General features: G+C 65.9%; 16 protein-coding genes and 2 tRNA genes. 8 read left to right on the top strand and 10 right to left on the bottom strand.

Annotated features, from left to right (window positions below):
- Positions 1 to 89 precede the first annotated feature (89 nt).
- The 5 genes from ACQVDU_RS03075 to ACQVDU_RS03055 form a co-directional block, all read right to left on the bottom strand.
- Entirely contained in the window at positions 90 to 767 is a 678-nt protein-coding gene (locus ACQVDU_RS03075; protein ID WP_300594367.1) for an ATP-dependent Clp protease proteolytic subunit, read from the bottom strand.
- Between the two features lie 32 nt (positions 768 to 799).
- The gene (locus ACQVDU_RS03070) at positions 800 to 1,387 is read right to left on the bottom strand and encodes an ATP-dependent Clp protease proteolytic subunit (RefSeq protein WP_363495190.1); all 588 of its coding nucleotides are present in this window, start codon (positions 1,385 to 1,387) and stop codon (positions 800 to 802) included.
- 33 nt (positions 1,388 to 1,420) lie between these two features.
- The gene (locus ACQVDU_RS03065) at positions 1,421 to 1,954 is read right to left on the bottom strand and encodes a tetratricopeptide repeat protein (RefSeq protein ID WP_300590365.1); all 534 of its coding nucleotides are present in this window, start codon (positions 1,952 to 1,954) and stop codon (positions 1,421 to 1,423) included.
- A gap of 70 nt (positions 1,955 to 2,024) precedes the next feature.
- Positions 2,025 to 3,446, bottom strand: coding sequence for a trigger factor (gene tig, locus ACQVDU_RS03060; protein WP_443476224.1), 1,422 nt, complete (start codon positions 3,444 to 3,446; stop codon positions 2,025 to 2,027).
- Between the two features lie 70 nt (positions 3,447 to 3,516).
- A tRNA-Pro gene (locus ACQVDU_RS03055) sits at positions 3,517 to 3,590 on the bottom strand.
- Between the two features lie 242 nt (positions 3,591 to 3,832).
- Here ACQVDU_RS03055 and ACQVDU_RS03050 point away from each other — a divergent pair.
- From ACQVDU_RS03050 to ACQVDU_RS03015, 8 genes are all read left to right on the top strand, one after another.
- Positions 3,833 to 3,906, top strand: a tRNA-Gly gene (locus ACQVDU_RS03050).
- A gap of 114 nt (positions 3,907 to 4,020) precedes the next feature.
- Positions 4,021 to 5,379, top strand: coding sequence for a tyrosine-type recombinase/integrase (locus ACQVDU_RS03045; RefSeq protein ID WP_443476223.1), 1,359 nt, complete (start codon positions 4,021 to 4,023; stop codon positions 5,377 to 5,379).
- Positions 5,380 to 6,182: 803 nt separating this feature from the next.
- Complete coding sequence (locus ACQVDU_RS03040) at positions 6,183 to 6,377, top strand: helix-turn-helix domain-containing protein (RefSeq protein WP_443476222.1); 195 nt, start codon at positions 6,183 to 6,185, stop codon at positions 6,375 to 6,377.
- A 540-nt stretch (positions 6,378 to 6,917) separates the two neighbouring features.
- Positions 6,918 to 7,658: a bifunctional DNA primase/polymerase gene (locus tag ACQVDU_RS03035; RefSeq protein ID WP_443476221.1), complete on the top strand. Its 741-nt coding sequence runs from the start codon at positions 6,918 to 6,920 to the stop codon at positions 7,656 to 7,658.
- 71 nt (positions 7,659 to 7,729) lie between these two features.
- Positions 7,730 to 8,818 (top strand): DUF3631 domain-containing protein, encoded by a 1,089-nt coding sequence (locus ACQVDU_RS03030; protein WP_443476220.1) that lies wholly within the window; start codon positions 7,730 to 7,732, stop codon positions 8,816 to 8,818.
- Between the two features lie 904 nt (positions 8,819 to 9,722).
- Positions 9,723 to 10,877: a hypothetical protein gene (locus tag ACQVDU_RS03025; protein ID WP_443476219.1), complete on the top strand. Its 1,155-nt coding sequence runs from the start codon at positions 9,723 to 9,725 to the stop codon at positions 10,875 to 10,877.
- Positions 10,877 to 11,143 (top strand): hypothetical protein, encoded by a 267-nt coding sequence (locus ACQVDU_RS03020; RefSeq protein ID WP_443476218.1) that lies wholly within the window; start codon positions 10,877 to 10,879, stop codon positions 11,141 to 11,143. The genes ACQVDU_RS03025 and ACQVDU_RS03020 overlap by 1 nt, the downstream gene beginning before the upstream one ends.
- A 299-nt stretch (positions 11,144 to 11,442) precedes the next feature.
- Positions 11,443 to 12,387 carry a DUF4145 domain-containing protein gene (locus tag ACQVDU_RS03015; RefSeq protein WP_443476217.1) on the top strand — a complete coding sequence of 315 codons (945 nt, stop codon included), beginning with the start codon at positions 11,443 to 11,445 and terminating at the stop codon, positions 12,385 to 12,387.
- Here the strand turns inward: ACQVDU_RS03015 and ACQVDU_RS03010 are convergent.
- The 5 genes from ACQVDU_RS03010 to ACQVDU_RS02990 all read right to left on the bottom strand — a co-directional run bounded on the left by ACQVDU_RS03010 (position 12,384) and on the right by ACQVDU_RS02990 (position 17,220).
- A complete protein-coding gene (locus ACQVDU_RS03010) occupies positions 12,384 to 13,823 on the bottom strand; it encodes a tyrosine-type recombinase/integrase (RefSeq protein WP_443476216.1) in 1,440 nt (479 codons plus the stop codon). The two genes, ACQVDU_RS03015 and ACQVDU_RS03010, sit on opposite strands and share 4 nt — an antisense overlap.
- Positions 13,817 to 14,125, bottom strand: a complete 309-nt coding sequence (locus ACQVDU_RS03005) for a DUF6907 domain-containing protein (protein ID WP_443476215.1) — start codon at positions 14,123 to 14,125, stop codon at positions 13,817 to 13,819. The genes ACQVDU_RS03010 and ACQVDU_RS03005 overlap by 7 nt, the downstream gene beginning before the upstream one ends.
- 378 nt (positions 14,126 to 14,503) lie before the next feature.
- Entirely contained in the window at positions 14,504 to 15,043 is a 540-nt protein-coding gene (locus ACQVDU_RS03000) for a gamma carbonic anhydrase family protein (RefSeq protein WP_443476214.1), read from the bottom strand.
- Between the two features lie 54 nt (positions 15,044 to 15,097).
- Positions 15,098 to 16,594 (bottom strand): amidohydrolase, encoded by a 1,497-nt coding sequence (locus ACQVDU_RS02995; protein WP_443476213.1) that lies wholly within the window; start codon positions 16,592 to 16,594, stop codon positions 15,098 to 15,100.
- Positions 16,591 to 17,220 carry an FMN-binding negative transcriptional regulator gene (locus ACQVDU_RS02990; protein ID WP_300590369.1) on the bottom strand — a complete coding sequence of 210 codons (630 nt, stop codon included), beginning with the start codon at positions 17,218 to 17,220 and terminating at the stop codon, positions 16,591 to 16,593. Before ACQVDU_RS02990 ends, ACQVDU_RS02995 begins: the two co-directional genes overlap by 4 nt.
- Positions 17,221 to 17,238: the final 18 nt, after the last annotated feature.

Raw genomic sequence — 17,238 nt, 5'->3', positions numbered from 1 at the left:
ATCCGGTGGGATTGCGCGCAGCTCGTGCCGACAGGGCCGGACCCCGGCATCCGCGTCGTATGACGGATGCCGGGGCCCGGTTTCTGGTCTTACTTTGCGGGCAACGCAGGCTGACGCTTGCGCGTCGTGAGCACCTGGTCGACCAGCCCGTAGGTGACGGCCTCTTCCGCGGAGAGGATCTTGTCGCGGTCGATGTCGCGGTTGACCTCTTGAGCGCTGCGGTGGGAGTGCTTCGCGAGCGTCGCTTCGAGCCACGTACGCATACGGAGGATCTCCGCCGCCTGGATCTCGATGTCTGACGCCTGCCCGTGACCGGCCTCACCCATGGCGGGCTGGTGGATGAGGATGCGAGCGTTGGGCAGTGCGAGGCGCTTGCCAGGAGCCCCCGCCGCGAGCAGCACCGCAGCAGCCGAGGCGGCCTGGCCGAGGACCACGGTCTGGATCTGGGGCGAGACGTACTGCATCGTGTCGTAGATCGCCGTCATCGCGGTGAAGGATCCACCGGGCGAGTTGATGTACATGATGATGTCGCGGTCAGGATCCTGCGACTCGAGCACCAGCAGCTGCGCCATGACGTCGTCTGCCGAGGCGTCGTCCACCTGGACACCCAGGAAGATGACGCGGTCCTCGAAGAGCTTGTTGTAGGGGTCCTGACGCTTGTAGCCGTAGGCGGTGCGTTCCTCGAACTGCGGGAGGACGTAGCGGCTACTGGGCATCTGCAGCGCTGAGGGCGAGGCCTGCGGGAGGCGGAGGTTCGGGGTGTTCATGCGTTTACTCTCTTCTTCGCTCGCGCCGCTGGTTACTTCGTGTCGGTTCCGCCGCCGCCTGCAACATCGGCGGCGTGCTCACGAATGTGGTCGACGAACCCGTACTCGAGCGCCTCGTCGGCGGTGAACCAGCGGTCGCGGTCGCCGTCCTCGTTGATCTGCTCGACGGACTTTCCGGTTTGCGCGGCAGTGATCTCGGCGAGGCGGTTCTTCATCGAGGTGATCAGCTGCGCCTGCGTCTGGATGTCGCTCGCGGTGCCACCGAAACCACCGTGCGGCTGGTGCAGCAGCACACGCGCGTTCGGCGTGATGTAGCGCTTGCCCTTGGTCCCGCTGGTCAACAGCAGCTGGCCCATCGAGGCGGCCATGCCGATACCGACGGTGACGATGTCGTTGGGCACGAACTGCATCGTGTCGTAGATCGCCATACCCGCCGTGATCGAGCCACCGGGCGAGTTGATGTAGAGGTAGATGTCCTTCTGCGAGTCCTCCGCAGCAAGAAGCAGAATCTTCGCGCAGATCTCGTTCGCGTTCTCGTCGCGCACCTCCGACCCCAGCCAGATGATGCGGTCTCTCAGCAGCCTGTCGAAGACGCTCGTCGCGACCAGTGGTTCAGCCATGTGTGCTCCCGTGTTCGTTGCGTGACATCGAATCTACCGGCGGGGTTCGGGCGACCCGCTCGTGTTCGCCGTAGGCAGATCGTGCGGCGCGGTGAGCTCCCGGGCGTACGCCTCGACCGAGCGGCGATAACGGGTGAGGTGCGGTGCGAGGGCCGCCAAGGCGACGGATGCCGCGGCATCCGGCTGACCTGCCGAAACGAGCGTGAGGGCATAGAACGCGGCTACCTCGTCTCGGAGCTCCACCGCGGCACCGCGCTCGTACTCGGGCCGGAGCAGGTCCAGAGCCTCCTCGACACGGCCAAGGTTGCGCAGCGTGCTCGCGAGCTGGATGACAGCCTGCGGGAGTTCGGGGCCCGAAAGGCCCGCGGCAATCGCTGCGCGGTACAGGGACTCTGCCTCGCGCTCCAACCCGGCGGCATCCCGTGCGCCTGCGCGTTCGAACAACGCACGCGGATCGTCTCCGGCGCGCTCGGCTGCGATCGCATCGATGAGCACAATTCGCTCCTCGTCGGTGAGGGAATCATCCGCCCACACGGCAGCCACCCGCTTATCCCAGGTCTGCACCATCTACCCCTTGCTAGGGCAAAGGGCGGATGCTGCGTGCTGCAGCATCCGCCCTTCGTAACCGTTTGGTCTACTAGGCGTCGGCCTTCTTCGAGGTGCGCGGTGCGCGCTTCTTCGGCGCCGGCTTCTCTTCGGCCTCGATGATCTCGTCGGCGTCGGCTGCGGCATCGGCGATGTCCTGAGCCTCCTCGACGACCTCTTCCTCAGCCTCGTCCTCGGCGAGCACGAGGTGCGCGGACAGGTCGACGGCAGCGCCGGCCGTGTCGACGATCTTCACGTCGCGCAGTGCGCGGACAAGCGCCTTGCTGCGCGCAACCTCGCCCACCATCGCCGGAAGCTGGTTGCCCTGCTGAATCGCGTTCACGAAGTCCTGCGGCGACATACCGTACTGCGCAGCCGACTGGATCAGGTACTGCGTGAGCTCATCCTGCGAGACCTTGACGTCATACGTCTCGGTGAGCTTGTCGAGGATCATCTGCGTGCGGAACTGCTTCTCGGATGCCTCGGTGACCTCGGCGCGGTGCTCGTCGTCTTCGAGACGACCTTCGCCCTCGAGGTGCTGGTGAACCTCGTCTTCGATGAGGCCGGCAGGCACCGGAATCTCAACCTGCTCGATCAGCATGTCAACGAGCTTGTCGCGCGCAGCGGCGGTCTGCTGCAGGCCCGACTGCTGGGAAGCGGTGGAACGCAGGCTCTCGCGCAGCTCCGCGATGGTGTCGAACTCGCTCGCGATCTGCGCGAAGTCGTCGTCTGCCTCGGGCAGCTCGCGCTCCTTGACGCTGGTCACGGTGACCGCAACCTCGGCCTCTTCACCGGCGTGGTCGCCACCGACGAGCTTCGAGCGGAACGTCGTGTCTTCACCTGCGGTGAGCGACTCGATGGCCTCGTCGATGCCCTCGAGCAGCTCGCCCGAACCAACCTCGTACGACACGCCTTCGGCGCGGTCGATCTCGGCACCTTCGATGGTGGCGACGAGGTTGAGCTCGACGAAGTCGCCAGAGGTGGCGGGGCGGTCCACGGTGATGAGCGTGCCGAAGCGAGCACGAAGCTTGTCGAGTTCGGCATCCACGGCAGCGTCGTCGACCTCGACCGCCTCGATCTCCACGGTGAGATTGTCCAGGGCGGGGAGGGTGACTTCGGGGCGAACATCGACCTCGATCTCGACCTTCAGGTCGCCAGAGAAGTCCTTCTCATTGGGCCACTCGGTGATGTCGGCGCTCGGGCGTCCGATGACGCGCAGCTCTTGCGCCTCCACTGCCTCGCGGTAGAAGCGGTCGAGTCCGTCGTTGACGGCGTGCTCGAGGACTGCCCCGCGACCGATGCGCTGGTCGATGATCGGAGCCGGAACCTTGCCCTTGCGGAAGCCAGGGATCTGGACATCCTTCGCGATGTGCTCGTACGCGTGCGCGATGCTCGGCTTGAGTTCGTCGGGGGTGATCGAGAGCAGCAGCTTGACGCGGGTCGGGCTGAGCTTCTCGACAGTGCTGGTGACCATGCCTGTGTTGTTCTCCTCGTGCTGCACCGCACCGAAGCGCGGTGAAAGGTCTGGGTGTAGGGCCGTGACGTCGGGGCGACAGGATTTGAACCTGCGACTTCCCGCTCCCAAAGCGGGCGCTCTACCAAGCTGAGCTACGCCCCGGGCGGGATCTCACGCGCTGTGCGACAGACGGCCCACAGAAGTCTAGCTGACGCGCGGGCCAGCGTTGCGGGGTGCCGTCGATCTCCCGGGCGTTGGGGCTCTCCTCGGGGTAGGACGATTCGCCCGGCATTCGTCCTACGCCGGCGATTTCTCCTACCTTCGGGAGGCACCGGCGGGCGGCGGATGCGAGGACGGGTCGCGGTGCCCTATAGACTGTCGGATGCTGCGGCTCCGGCCGCTGCGGGGGCGTAGCTCAATGGTAGAGTCCCAGTCTTCCAAACTGGTTGTGCGGGTTCGATTCCCGTCGCCCCCTCCACTCACAGCCTTTGAGAATCCGCGGATTCTCAAAGGCGAGTGGGGGAAGTAGAGAGCGAGTTCAGACCCTCTCGTGGACTCCCGTGGACTCACGGGCCGAATCGAGAGGCCGAACATGGCTCCCTCCCCTCGCTCACGACGGCGTGCACCAGGCATGTGGGGAAGCGCCGAGCAGCTCCCCTCAGGCCGCTGGCGAGCGTTCTACCGACAGGATGGCCGCAAGTACAGCGCGCCGCGCACCTTCGAGACGAAGGCCGAGGCCCACGCGTGGCTCGCGACAGAACGGGCAGACCGAGCCCGGGGACTCTGGCGAGACCCCGACGACAGCGCAGTAACCCTCGCGGAGTTTGGCCATGCCTGGCTCGCGGCGCGCCCCGATCTATCCCCGCGAACACGAGACCTGTACGCACGCACCCTCGAAACATGGGTCCTCCCGCACGTGTCCGCGAGCGATGGCGCACGCGGCGTGGAACTGGGAGCGATGCCGATAACGGATATCTCCCCCGCTGTCGTACGTGCGTGGTACGCAGCCGTCTTCACCCGCGCTCAGGAGCGCGCCACGGCGCGCGCGGCGCGAGAGCGCGCGCGGGCCAGTCATCCCGCGAGAGCCTGGGCGATCGCTCGAGGCCTCTCCGTCCCCGTTTCGGGGCGCATCCCTGAGCGCGTCTTCGCAGCCTGGCGCTGCGCAGGAGCCCCCCTACCCACGGTTCATCGACCCGTGCCCGAGAACGCTGGTGAGTCCGCCGCAGCGAATGCGTACCGACTGCTTCGCACTCTCATGAACACGGCTCTCACTGACGGGCTCATCCCGTCCTCGCCCTGTCAGTTGAAGGGCGCAGGCCAAGCTCGCCACCGGGAGCGGGGCACGGCAAGCCCAGCTGAAGTCGCAGCCCTCGCCGCGCACATGCCCGCTCGACTCGCCGCAGCGGTGACCGTGGCCGCATGGTCCGGCCTACGCGCCGGCGAGCTTTTCGCCCTCGCCCGCCGGCACGTCGACATTGACCGGGGGACGCTCCACGTCGAGCGAGCGCTTATACAGCTGCCGAGTGGCGGCATTGCGTTCGGGAGACCAAAGACCGTCAAGAGCCGGCGGGAGATCCACCTCCCCCGCTTCGTACTCGAAGCCCTCGAGCGACATCTGCGAGAGTTCGTACCCGACGCGCCCGACGCGCTCGTGTTCGCGCTTGAAGGCGGCGCGCCTGTGTCAGCGTCCCGCCGATCAGTCCTCTTCGGCCGTGCCCGCAAGGCGATCGGCCGTCCCGACCTCACCTGGCACGATCTGCGCCATACCGGAGCGACCCTCGCCTATCGCGCGGGAGCTTCCCTCCCCGACGTGCAGCGCCGGCTCGGGCACACAACAAATCGCGCCGCACAGATCTACGCGCACGCTGTCGACGACTCCGACCAGCTGCTCGCTGCGCGCCTCGACGCGATGTTCTCGGCTGCCTCCGGCACGGACTCTCAGCAGCGATGACGGGACAGCCTGGCTTCCGGGGAAACCCGTGCACATCGGTCACACGGTGCACAGCGCGCCCCCGACACGCCGACCAACCCGACAAATGCCCGCGTTTCGAGGGGAACACGTGTGATATTCGGGATCACCCACAGGGAACCGCGGACAACGGGAGACACAACGTGAACGACACGACACGGAAAGCCTGGCGCAGAGGCGCCACGCTGCCCGCCGATCGTGCTCGTGTCGACCGTCTCGCCCTGGTCGGAGCGATATCCGCGGTCGCGGCCGGCGCCGATTCGACTGACTCGGACTCGCCCGATTCCGACTACGCAGCCGCCCTATTCGAGCTGAGGTCGCTCCCACCGCATGCCGTTGCTCGATTGGTACTCAGGATGCGAGCAATCCTCGCCGACGGTTCCGCCGCGGACATGCGGGAGTTCGTCAATGAGGTGCAGGCAGTAATCACCGAGAACACGGTCAGCGACCGGAGTAGCTTCAACGCGGACTCGCTTCTGCGCCTCCTAGTCACACTCGCCTCGCTGATCTCCACCGCAGTTGCGCTGGGCTCGCCTCCGATTTCTGGCCCGCCTGCTCCCGCATTGCGCGCCCGCCGACGCAGCCGGCCAGCTGCTCCCCGCGCCCCGTCACGCGCGCGTCAGCGCAGGGCGTGACAGACACCAGCCGGACCTTCTCCCCCAGGGGCGACCGCCGCGCGTTCGCCGTTGTCTGAATCGCAAGCCGTGCCGCTGCGCTGACGCTACTCCCGCGTGACCAATCGCGCATCAAGGTCGTCCCGTGACTCCCGGAGGGAGTTCTCGGCAATGTCAACCTTCCCACTCGAACCCCAGTTCCTCACTGTCGAGCAAGCCGCTGCCTACACCGGCACGTCCGTGCGAATGATCCGCCGGCTCGTCGACCAGCGCCGCGTACCGGTCGCAAAGATCGGATCGCTCGTGCGAATCCGCATCTCCGATCTCGAGGCTTACCTCGAGGCGAACACCCGGCCGGCCCGATGACTGCCCAGACATCGAACGTCGAGTCACTCCCGGCGCGATACCTCCGTGCGGCGCTGAGTTTGCTCCCTGCGGAGACCCGAAAGCTCCACCCCGGCAGCCGCGAGTTCCGCCGTGCGCTCGCGGAACTTGCGGCGCGGACACCAGTGCCGGTCACTCTCACTCGCAGAGAGATCGCCGTAGCAGCGCGTGCCCTCCGCGGAGAGGACTCGAGACCGTGATCAACGCCGCCTACCCATTCCGCCGATCACCCGCCCAGATCGCCGCGCGCCGGCAGGAAGTCCGCCTGCGACTACTGACCACGCTCTCCGCCGTATCGTCTTCCGCAGCACCGCCCGATCGAGAGCTGCTCACCGCGGCCGCCGAACACCTGGCCGCCCTCGAACGGACGCCTCCGCCACGGCAACGCTCAGAACGCTGGGAGACGGCGCTCGTCTCTCTGCGCAGACTCGCCGCGCGGCCGTCACTGCGACCTCAGCGTGAAGAGCTGCTCAACATCGCCGCCGCTCTGAGCCGAATGGCACCTCGACACGGGGAACTCTGATGCCCACCCTCGACGACGCACTCGCCCTCGCGGAGGCGGGGTGGGAGATCATTCCATTGCGCGGGAAGGTGCCGATCACGCGACACGGAGTCAAGGATGCGACGGGTGACCCCGACCGCATCCGCGAGTGGTGGGCCGGCCGAGACCACAACATTGGCGCTCGCGTACCCAGCACCGCTGTTGTGCTCGATATCGACCCTCAGAACCACGGGTCTTTGCACGCGCTCGAGGCAGTCGCCGGAGGACCTCTGCCCCCGACCCTTCTTGTGCTGTCAGGGCGCGGCACCGGAGGTCATCACAGGTTCTATCTCCACCCGGGCGGCAAAGTCACTTCCACGGCCCTTCCTCCCGGAATCGACGTCAAGACCTCCACCGGCTATACCGTGCTGCCGCCGAGCATCCACCCCACAAGCGGTGGCGCATACACCTGGCGGCCTCACCCGATTTCTGCGCTCCCCACGACGCTGAGAGAGCTCATCGCCCCTCGTCACAAGCCGCGACGTGCCCTTGCGGGCGCTCCCTCACCTTCACGGCAACTGCAGCTCGTGGCGTACGTCGAACGACTGCAGGAAGGTAACCGGAACGCAGGGCTGTTCTGGGCGGCGTGCCGCGCGGTCGAGGAGGCCGCGCCAGCCGAGATCTTCGATCTCCTCGAGGCTGCTGCCACGATCGCGGGTCTCGATGAACTCGAAGCACGTCGCACCATCTCCAGCGCACAACGAAAGGCCGCGCCGCGTTGATTCCCACTGCCCCTCGCCCCTCAGACCCGGCCGCTGTCCTCGACGACGTCGCTGCCTACCTTTCGCGGTTCGTGGCATACCCCCACGCTCACGCCCTTGTCGCGCACGCGCTATGGATTGCGCACACCCACGTCATCGACTGCTTCTACAACACCCCTCGCATCGCGTTCCTGTCGGTCGAGCCGGGAAGTGGGAAGTCCCGCGCGCTCGAGGTCACATCAGGACTCGTTACAGACCCGGTGCACACCGTAAACGTGTCAGCAGCGTACTTGTTTCGCCGGATCGCCGTCGACGACGGCGATCCGCTCCCCACGGTGCTCTTCGACGAGGTTGATGCGGTCTTCACCAAGCGTCCAAGTGAGGCAACCGAGGAAAAGCGCGCAATGCTCAACAGCGGCTACCGCCGCGGCGCGACGGTGGGCCGCGCAGTGCCCCGCGGCAAAGAGATATTCGCCGAAGAGTGGTCATCGTTCTGCCCTGTCGCGCTCGCCGGCCTCAACGACCTGCCGGACACCCTCATGACCCGTTCCGTCGTCGTGCGCATGCGCCGGCGATCCCCAGGCGAAAGGGTAGAGCCGTATCGCCCCCGCGATGTCGTTGATGAGTCAAACCGCATCCGCGCAGCGCTATCGGCGTGGGCAGATTCCGTCCGCGACGACCTAAGGGATGGACGAGCAGTCCTCCCTGAGCAGATCCAAGACCGAAACGCAGATGTCTGGGAGCCGCTCGTGCTCGTCGCGGACGCTGCCGGAGGCAACTGGCCCACCCTGGCCCGCTCAGCAGCACTCCACATGATCGGAGAACAGGACGACCGGCCAGCAACGATCGGCATCCGCCTGCTCGCAGACATACGGACAGTGATGCGCGAGCACCACGCGCTTCCCACCACCGACCTCATCGAGAAGCTCTGCGCGCTTGATGCGGCGCCGTGGGGCGTGATGTTGAGCGGGCAGCCAATCAATCCGAACTACCTCTCGCGAAAGCTGAAACAGTACGACATCCCCACCGGCAACACGATCCGGCTCGGCGCACAGACCCACAAGGGGTTCTACCGCCATCACTTTGCCGACGCCTGGGAGCGCTATCTACCACCCGATCCGAACCCGACGCCGGACCCGCAAGACCCACACCCAACGCTGATCGACGACGAACCGTTCTGAGACAGCCCCACGAAAGGAAATGACCGATGGCCACCACCCGCAAGGACATAATGGACCCCCGCAACCCCAGGGGCGCGCACCTCCGATCGGACCACGAGCTGAAGACGGCTAACGGCCTGCCTCCCGGGTACGACGATCCCTCCTCACTGTTCCACGTCCCGGAGGACTACCGCGCCGAGTATCCGGCAATCCACCGCCGTCAGGCGCGCAAACTGGACAACTCTCCACTCAGAGGCGCGCAGCTAGCTTCGATTAGACGAATCGAGCAAGCGGGCGAACGCGCCCGAGGCGCAAGCCCGCTCGCTCTCGAGCTTCACGACGAAACGATCGCCCGGTGCAAAGCAATCGTGACGGGCCGAGTTCATCAAGCAGCAATCACCCTCCCTCCCGCGTGTCCAGTTTGCGGATCACGGGACCGTGCGAGTGACGGCGCCATCGACAAGCGAAAGCTTGACCTGTGGCCCGAGAAGCGCGCAGGAGAACACCCTCGCCTTGAATCGTGCGGAGCGTGCTTTGCCGTAGCGCTCGCCGCATTGCGATCACAGCTCGAATCCGCACTCGTCGCGGAAGGCTCGACCAATCGACTTTCGGCGGTGCGTACCCGTCTCGGTATCGCTTCGCCGCCGTCCGATGAGATGTCCACTCGGCGCGGCCGAAAGCGCGCAGCGCACCGATGACATGCGCGCTGCGGCCGCGCGGGATCGTGCGGCCGCAGCGCAGTCGAGACGTACAGAGGAAAGGAAACGAAAATGCACGCTGAGGTGATCGAGATCGAGGGCGAGTTCGCAGTGCACTGCACGTCCTGTGGCGGTGGGACCGCCGAACTATACGGAGCAAAAACTGATGCGCTCGCCGCCGCGAACGTACACGACCGCGTCGCTCACTGGAACGGGGAGACACACTGATGCCTATCGAAGTGGAGTTCCTGTCCAACACCCGCAAGCTTGAACGCGGCACCGACGACGTCGGACGGGCGCTCGCGGGCGTGTCTGACAGCCTCGATGATGTTGCGCGCGACGCAGAGCGATCGCTTGGCCGCCTCGAGCGGAGCTTCGACGATATCGCTCGGGCTGCGAAAGACACCGAACGGGCAACCGAGGACGTCGCTGACAAAGGCACCCGCGGATTCTCGAAGCTCGGCGACAAAGGCGCCGAGGTCTCTGGCGAGCTGCGACAGAACCTCGGCGAGACGTTCTCCAGCTTCCGCGGCGACCTCGAAGACCTGCCACAGATCGCCCAGGATACCCTCGGCGGGCTCGCAGGATCGGGCGCCCTGGGCGGGATCGCAGGACTTGCCGCCACCGCCGCCGGCGCCGCCGGCCTCGGTCTGATCATCGGGGCTTTCGAGGAGATCGATGAGGCAAACCAGCTCTCGCAAGAGCGCATCGGCGAATGGGCCGATAAGTACATCGAGGCCGGCGGCAGGGTCCTCTCCGCCGGGCAGATCATCGCAGCTGCGAACGAGATCATCACCGACCCGGAGAAGTTCAAGACCGCGTCGGAGAACGCCGAGCTGTGGGGCGTGTCCGTTGCGACTGCGATCCTCGCGCAAGCAGGGCAAGAGGAGAGTATCCGGGCCGTGTCTGACGCGCTTGATGCTCAGCGAGCCGCATTCGAGCGGACACGCGATGCAGGAGAACTGTCCTACGACCAGCAAGCGCAGCAGCTCGACCAGCTCGGGAGAGCTACCGGCGCCTACAGCTCCCTCACCGCCGAGATGGAGGCCGGCGCCGCGCGCGCGGACATCATGTCGCAGGCGCTCGCGAACGTCGCCGACCACACAGCGGACGCAACCAGAGAGGTCGACGAGTTCGGCGACACGATCGTCACGCTCCCGGATGGGAAGCAGATCTACATCGACGCTGAGACCGGCAAAGCGACAGAGAACACGGAGGCCATCGAGAAGAAGATCTACAGCCTGCCCGACCAGAAGAACATCAAGGTCACTGTCGACGTTGACCAGTCCGCTTACGATCAAGCCGTTCGGACGATTCAGCGCAACGGCATCGCCGTCCGAGTCGTGCCGGTCGCGAGCGGGCGCACGCTGGAGATGCACTGATGGAGAAGCGATCCCTGCCGTTCTACTCGGCTCCGCTCATCCTCGACATCATCGCCGCTCTCGGCGACCCTGCCCCGCGCGCACCAGCGGCCGCGCGAGCTGACCGCCTGTTGCGGTGGGCGCTCGAAAACGAACCGGCCGATGTCGCGCTCAAGCTCGGCCCAGCACTCGGGATTATCGACGCCCTCATCACTGAGTGCGCGCGCCGGCTCGGGATCGATCGGGCAGAGCTGGTGTTCGACCTGCGACAACTGATCGACGTGTGACCGATGTGCACGGGTAAGACCCGTGCACAAAGCTCGTAGAGCCGTGCACTCTGTTACCGCTGTGCACGGCTCTACTCATCACGAAGGTCGAGAAAGTGCACCGTGTCACCGGTGTGCACGGCTCTAGTCATCACGAACGTCGAGAAAGTGCACCGTGTTACCGATGTGCACGAGTTCCCGAAGCGCGAAGCGGCGGTGGCTTTTTTAGAGGGAAGACATCGGGACACCCACGCGCAGCCGCTTCCATTTCTCCCCGATCCGTCCAGAAAAACCGAGCCCGACACGAAACGAGAACGACGATGACGAATGCCGCTTCCGTTTTCTCCCAGCTCTCCCACAAAAACCGAGGTTTCCGAGCAAACGAGAGCGAAGCAGATCGATCTACCCCAAACCCCGTAGGGCAGGACAAAGCTGCTGCGCGAGTCAGCCTGTCTGCGAGAATCTCATGCACCACTGACAAGCCAGCACCAACGGAGGAGCGACTCGATGACATCAACAGAAGGTGGCACCGGCTCGGCTGCCCTGCCCAGACCCTTCCCAGCGCCGACGCTCAACTGCCCGTGGTGCGACGCCTGGGCGCAACAGGCGTGGGCAGGATCATGGTGAATCCACAGGGAGGTGCCTGGTCCGACCTTCGCGACACTGAGCATTGGCCCGACGTTAAATCCCTCGTGCCCCGAACGGACTTCAGTCCAACGTGGAGAGCCGCGCATTGTCAGGCGTGCGGACGCAGCAGCGTCTGGCGTGACGACCAGGTGATCTACCCCCGCGCGTCGGCGGCGCCGGCCCCTCATCCGGAAATGCCCGAACCTGTCCGCGCTCTGTTCGTCGAAGCGGGCGAAGTGCTGTCGATATCGCGTCGTGCTGGGGCTGCGCTTGTACGAGCCGCGCTTGAGCGGCTCCTCCGCATTGTTGCCCCGACCTCCTCGAGAGCGAAACTCGATACGCGCATCGCTGAGCTCAAGCCTCGCGTGAGCAGTTCACTCGGTGAACTGCTCGACGTCGTGCGTTTCCTCGGGAACGAGTCCTTGCACGCCGATGAGGACGGCAGCAACGAGCTGGTCTTCATGTACCTCGACGAGGCGCATGACGCTGGGATATCCGAGCTGCTGTTCGATGCAATCAATGACCTCGTGGACGAGCTGATTGCGCGCCCTGCTCAGACGCGCGAGCTGTGGCAGAAACTGCCCGAGGGAGTTCGAGCGGCCATCGAGCGAAAGAAACGCAGCGACTCTGGAAGCTAGAGCGCCCCTACCGCCGAGACCAGTCTCCGTTTCGCCTCGTCGTTGACGAGCACATACCGCTGAGTCGTTGCCGGCGAGGCGTGGCCTAGAAGCTGCTGAAGCGTGAAGAGATCCTGGTCGACGTTGAAGCCGACTGTCGCGAATCTGTGGCGCAGCTTGTGCATGGATATGCCCTCCGGCAGCAGCCGTGATATCCGCCGACTCAGCCATGCCGGAGAAACGTGGCCGTTCGACTGCCCCGGGAAGAGGTAACCGGTAGTCCCGCGGATGAGGTTCGCGAGACCCTCAGGCACGGGGATGACCCGCTCGCGAGCGCCCTTGCCGTGCACCAACAGCCAAGCGCCATCGGTCGCGTCCATGAGGTCCCGCGAGTGCGCGACAGCAACCTCGGCCCTCCTCATCCCGAGTTCCGCCGCCATCCGCAACGCGAGCCGGTCGCCAGCGTCCGCCTTCGCGAGAGCCGCCGCGTACTCATCGTCGAGCACAGGACGCGGACGAGCGACACCCACCCTGATCGCCGGCAGCCGCTCGGACGGGTCGTCATCCACCCGGCCGGTGTCCACGGCCCAGCGATAGAACGAACGCAACGCCGAGCGCTGGGCCCTGCGGGTCTCGTTTGACCAACGCTTGCCCGACATCCAATCGATGAGATCATCCAGCGTCACGTCCCAAGGGCTCAACGAAGGATGATCTCGCGCGAGCCTCCCCAGCTGGTGAAGCCGCAGATCGACCGTTGTCTCAGGGTGGCCGGACATTCTCAGCCACGATCGATAGGCGCGAACCGGCTCGACCCAAACCTCTGGAAGATCGCGACGAGCCGCCAGCCTGCGATCCGGCTCTGCTGTCGGATCGCTGTCGATGAGTCCGAGCGCAGCTGCCCAGCGGTAGAACGCCCGCAGGCTGTCGCGCATCTTCGCCCGCGTGGACGGAGCGACATCGAGGGCTGCGATCCATGCAGCAACGTCTTCGGCAACGACGTCCCAAGGGCGCGCCCCGACCTCCCGCGCAAACCGCCGAACGTGGCCCACACGAATGTCAATCGTCTCGGCACTCACTCTGGCGCCTCGCTGCTGCTTGCGGAACCGCTCGAGCGCATCCGTCCACCGAGCATCCAGTTCATAGCGGCTCCTGCCGCGCGGCGCCACCGGCGACTCGATCAGGTACCCGCTCGCAACAGACCAGCGATAGAAGGTAGCGAGAGCTTGCCTGTATTTCTTCACCGTGATCGATGAGCCCTCTAGCTGGGAGAGCCAGCGAGTCACCATTGCCTCACTGACTCGCCAGGGATCGTCGCCGACGTCAAGTGCAAAGCGACGGAGCCGCGTCACTCGCGCAATATCTGCCGCTGTCGGATTCACCGCATCAGGCCGCAGACGCCGAGAGAACTCGTCGAGCGCAGACGCCCACGCCGGCGTGATGCGCGCACGAGTCACCACGCGGCCACCCCCTCAAGGATCTCAGCGATCGCGCGCAACTCCGCTGCGACCTCGCGAGCCTCGTCGAGCGCGTAGTCAGCATCCACGCTCACGACCAGCGAGACCCTCGAAGGGCCGCCACCTTCTGCAATCCGTTGCACCAGCGAAGTCCGCGAGCCCCGCAACGCGGGCCGTGCGACGTCACAGCTGTGCAGCCAGTCATCGGGCGATCCTCCGTCGCCACCGTGCTCCTCAGTCCGTCCGTCGCACCACGCGATGGGGCAGTCAAACGTGCCAGTTCCATATCCCGTCTCAGCGCTCATGGCGCTGCACGTTACCCGCTGGTCGCGACACGGTGCCATCACGTGGACTCGCGTGGACTCCACCCGTGTCAATGGAGGTAAACAGAGGTCACCACGTGTTAAGTTGTTCTCGCGCCTGATCACGGTTTTTCGCGAGAAGACGCGGTACTAGGTAGAGGGTCTGGGTTTTCTTCCAAACTGGTTGTGCGGGTTCGATTCCCGTCGCCCCCTCCATCGCTCTCACGTGCGGCCGAAGGCCGTGCGGGAGGGCGATTGTGCGTGTTGCGGGAAGCGAACCCGCAGGGTGGGCCCACGCCGCCGGAGGCTCCGCGCGGCGCGGAGCGGCGCGTGGAGTGGCGGTGGGGACGATTCCCGTCGCCCCCTCCAACCCACCGAGGCCTACTCGCCCGCGTCGCGGGCCTCGCGGTGCGCTGCGACGTGCTCGCGGTAGACCTCGGCGTTACGCAGGATGCCGAGCTTCTCGTCTTCCGTGAGCTCACGACGCACCTTCGCGGGGACGCCGGCGACCATCGATCCGGGCGGGATGATCGTGCCGCCGAGAACGAGTGCTCCCCCGGCCACGAGTGATCCCGCACCGATGACGGCGCCGGAGAGAATCACGGATCCCATACCGATGAGGCATCCGTCTTCGACGGTGCAGCCGTGGACGACGGCGTTGTGACCGACCGACACGTTCTCGCCGATGACCACCGGGCTGTCGGCATCCACATGCACCGAAACGTTGTCTTGCAGATTCGAACCGGCGCCGACCGTGATCGACGCGCTGTCGCCGCGGAGCACAGCGTTGTACCAGACGCTGGACTCGGGCCCGAGCCGCACGTCGCCGATCACGCGCGCGCCTGCCGCGAGGAACGCGGACTCGTCGATGTCGGGAGTCAGCCCGGCGACAGAGAGAACGGATGCGGAATCTGAGGTCATGCTCCGACAGTAGGGCAGCGCCGCTCGGCCCGGCCAGGCCGATGTCCGGTCGGGTCAGTGCGCGAGGTGCGTCACCCGTCCTCCGAGCAGGGTCGCACGAACCTCCATCGACCGCAGCGCGGATTCGGATGCCGTCATCGGATCTTCCCCGCACAGCACGAGGTCTGCGACCGCCCCCGGTTCGATGCGACCGGGAGCAGTGGAGCCCCCGTGTGTCGACGCACCCAGCGCGACACGTGCGTCAACGGCCTGGTCGACCTGCCACGGTGAGCGACCGTCGCGGGTGCGATAGATCGCCGATGCCATCGCCGCCCACGGATCGAGCTGCGCCACCGGCGCATCGGAGCCGAACAGCAGATTCGCTCCAGCATCCACGAGAGCCCGGAAGGGGTATGGCCTGGCGATCTGGGCCGACCAGATCGTGTCGGAGAGGTCCCGGTCATCGAGCGCATGCTCCGGCTGGACGCTCGCCCCGACACCGAGGCGAGCAAAACGCGGGATGTCGACGGCCGAAACCAGCTGGGCATGCTCGATCGTTCCGGTCGCTCCCGTCACCGCGAACGCGTCAAGCGCATGAGTGTTCGCGAGATCGCCGATCGCGTGGATCGCACATGAGATGCCGTGAGCCGCGGCATCCGTCATGAGTGCGACCAGCTCCGCGGGCGGGATGGTCAGAACCCCGTGATTGTGTGCATCGCCGGGATACGGATGCGAGCACGCGGCCGTTCGGGTTCCCAGCGACCCATCGGTGATGACCTTCAACGGTCCCACCGTCACCAGCTCGCTCAGCCGGTCTCCGCTCTGCCATCCCGTCTCTATGAGCCGGCTGAGCTCCGACGGGTAGGTGCCGAAATCGACGCGCAGCGTGTCGAAGCCCGCAGCGACGCGGCGTGACCAGGCATCCGCATTCCAGGCCATGTCGAGGTCGACGATCCCGACGACCCCACGGGATGCGGCGTGTCGTGCGAGGTCGGCAACTGCCTCGTCGGCATCATCGGGGCTCGCAGCCGCCAGCCGACGAGTGATCTCAAACGCCGGCTCCTCCCGGAGCATCCCCGATGCGTCAGGAGGCGTGATCTCCTCGCGCGCGAAGGCAGCGGAGTTCAGCCACACGCTGTGCAGGTCCGCGTTGATCAGATACGCGGGGACGGCGCCGGTAGCCGCATCCAGCATCTCGAGCGTCGGTTCGTCGGGCCAGAAGGCATCCCGAAAGCCGGCACCCACACGGATGCCGCGACCGAGGAGCGGGGCGCCCGCCATGATGTGAGCGGCATGAAACGCTGATTCGGCAGCACCGAGCGGCTCACGCTGTCGGGTGAGAGCGGCGGACACCGTGTGCACGTGGTGATCCCACAGCCCCGGGATGAGCCAGGCACCATCTGCCTGCAGCACCTCGCCGACCGGACGAACAGCGCCGGCGGGGGCAAGATCACTGATACGGCCACCCTCGATGAAGACGTCATACGCGCCGTCGACGGGCAAGAGCTCGCTTCCCGGTCCTGTGATCTGCACGCCGACAATTGTCGACACCGTCGCGCCGAGGGCACTCATGCGCGGGCGTCGTTCGCGCGGCGCATCTCCGCGGCAAGCGTCGGATTGTGATGCGGGCCGTCGTTCTCAAGCTCACGGATGACGTGATCGACGAGCTCGACCGGACGATTCTGACTGAGCTTGCGCTTGGCCGTCACCGACGTCGGCGTGAGGCGAAAGCCCACGGTGCCGCGCTCGAGTCGCTCGACGAAGTCGGCATCGTTCGGGCGCTCCCACAGCAGCCGGGGCTCGGACATCGGGGACTCAAAACGCGCAACCAAGCGATCGAGCACGCGCAGGTTCTCCTCCGTGGACAGCAGCTCGGGTACGCCCCGCAGGTGGACTGTCACAAAGTTCCAGGTCGGGACGCTCGGCCGGTCACCGTACCATCCGGGTGAGATGTAGCCGTGCGGCCCCTGGAAGACGATGAGAAGCTCACGTTCTCCGAGCCCCAGGATCAGGTCATCGGGCTTGCCGACGTGACCGACGACGGTGAGGTCGTCTCTCGTGTCATCCAGAAGCACTGCATAGTGCGAGGCGACGAGACCGTCATCCGTCGAACTGACGAGTGTCGCCCACGGATTGTGTTCGACAACCCGCCGCAACTCGCCAACATCGGTCATGGCGAAGCTCGGGTTCTGGCGCATGCGTTCAGCCTAAGGCGG

The sequence above is a fragment of the Microbacterium sp. F2 genome (assembly GCF_052274505.1).
Classification (GTDB): domain Bacteria; phylum Actinomycetota; class Actinomycetes; order Actinomycetales; family Microbacteriaceae; genus Microbacterium.
Note: the sequence above shows the minus strand (reverse complement) of the source record. Positions and strands in the feature narration are given on the sequence as shown.

Bases quoted from the DNA above. Each gene is read 5' to 3' on its own strand.
- ACQVDU_RS03075 (WP_300594367.1), bottom strand. From the start codon at position 767: ATGAACACCCCGAACCTCCGCCTCCCGCAGGCCTCGCCCTCAGCGCTG.
- ACQVDU_RS03070 (WP_363495190.1), bottom strand. From the start codon at position 1,387: ATGGCTGAACCACTGGTCGCGACGAGCGTCTTCGACAGGCTGCTGAGA.
- ACQVDU_RS03065 (WP_300590365.1), bottom strand. From the start codon at position 1,954: ATGGTGCAGACCTGGGATAAGCGGGTGGCTGCCGTGTGGGCGGATGAT.
- tig (WP_443476224.1), bottom strand. From the start codon at position 3,446: ATGGTCACCAGCACTGTCGAGAAGCTCAGCCCGACCCGCGTCAAGCTG.
- ACQVDU_RS03045 (WP_443476223.1), top strand. From the start codon at position 4,021: ATGGCTCCCTCCCCTCGCTCACGACGGCGTGCACCAGGCATGTGGGGA.
- ACQVDU_RS03040 (WP_443476222.1), top strand. From the start codon at position 6,183: ATGTCAACCTTCCCACTCGAACCCCAGTTCCTCACTGTCGAGCAAGCC.
- ACQVDU_RS03035 (WP_443476221.1), top strand. From the start codon at position 6,918: ATGCCCACCCTCGACGACGCACTCGCCCTCGCGGAGGCGGGGTGGGAG.
- ACQVDU_RS03025 (WP_443476219.1), top strand. From the start codon at position 9,723: ATGCCTATCGAAGTGGAGTTCCTGTCCAACACCCGCAAGCTTGAACGC.
- ACQVDU_RS03020 (WP_443476218.1), top strand. From the start codon at position 10,877: ATGGAGAAGCGATCCCTGCCGTTCTACTCGGCTCCGCTCATCCTCGAC.
- ACQVDU_RS03015 (WP_443476217.1), top strand. From the start codon at position 11,443: ATGACGAATGCCGCTTCCGTTTTCTCCCAGCTCTCCCACAAAAACCGA.
- ACQVDU_RS03005 (WP_443476215.1), bottom strand. From the start codon at position 14,125: ATGAGCGCTGAGACGGGATATGGAACTGGCACGTTTGACTGCCCCATC.
- ACQVDU_RS03000 (WP_443476214.1), bottom strand. From the start codon at position 15,043: ATGACCTCAGATTCCGCATCCGTTCTCTCTGTCGCCGGGCTGACTCCC.
- ACQVDU_RS02995 (WP_443476213.1), bottom strand. From the start codon at position 16,594: ATGAGTGCCCTCGGCGCGACGGTGTCGACAATTGTCGGCGTGCAGATC.
- ACQVDU_RS02990 (WP_300590369.1), bottom strand. From the start codon at position 17,220: ATGCGCCAGAACCCGAGCTTCGCCATGACCGATGTTGGCGAGTTGCGG.